Raw genomic sequence first — 836 nt, forward strand, 5'->3', positions numbered from 1 at the left:
ACACTGTCACCGACCTGCAGCGACTCCACCCGCACCCGCGGCGTCATGAGCTCCTCAGCGGTGCGCTCACCGAACCGCAACGACCGGTCCATCAACTCCGCCGTGGACTCATCCAACGTCCCGTGCTCAGCACTGGACCGCACGATCGACCCCAGCTCCTCCGGAGACCGCGCCGACCGCAACTCCTCCTGCGGCTCCACACCGAACCGCCGCACCACCCAGTTCGCGCTGTTGTTCATCGAATCGATCAACCACCGGAACACCCGCGAGAACCGGCCGTGATACCCCGACACCGCCCGCGCCGTCGGCAACGGCCGCGCGATCGCCAGATTCTTCGGCACCATCTCCCCGAACACCATCGACAACGTCGTCGCCAACAAGATCGCCAACGTCAACGACACCGCCCCAGCCCCAGCAGCCGGCAACCCCACCACCAACAACACCGGACGAATCAGCTCACCGATCAACGGCTCCGCCACATACCCGGTCACCAGCGTCGTCAACGTGATCGCGACCTGCGCACCCGACAACTGAAACGACAACGTCCGATGAGCCCGCTGCACCGCCCTCGCACGCTTGTCACCAACCGCATTCACATGCGCATCAACAGTGCTGCGCTCCAACGAGGTCAACGAGAACTCAGCCGCAACAGCCAACCCCGTGCCCAACGTGAGCACACCCACAAAAACCAGGCCCAAAACGGCCCACACAACATCCATCACCGGCCACCCCACCGGCGACCGCACACCAACTCAAAAACGCCGGGAAAACACCCCGGCCCGGTACTTCCCCCATCAGGGGATGGTGCCGCAGGCACTGAAGCCGTCACTCCTCGA

At 64.5% G+C, this 836-nt stretch carries 1 protein-coding gene; it reads right to left on the minus strand.

Annotation, left to right across the window (positions count from 1 at the left end; genetic code table 11):
• The coding region (locus tag F1721_RS34235) for a hemolysin family protein (protein ID WP_170301713.1) at positions 1-719 on the minus strand (719 nt) is incomplete at its 3' end.
• Positions 720-836: the final 117 nt, after the last annotated feature.

Origin of the sequence: Saccharopolyspora hirsuta (genome assembly GCF_008630535.1) — a bacterium.
GTDB lineage: Bacteria > Actinomycetota > Actinomycetes > Mycobacteriales > Pseudonocardiaceae > Saccharopolyspora > Saccharopolyspora hirsuta.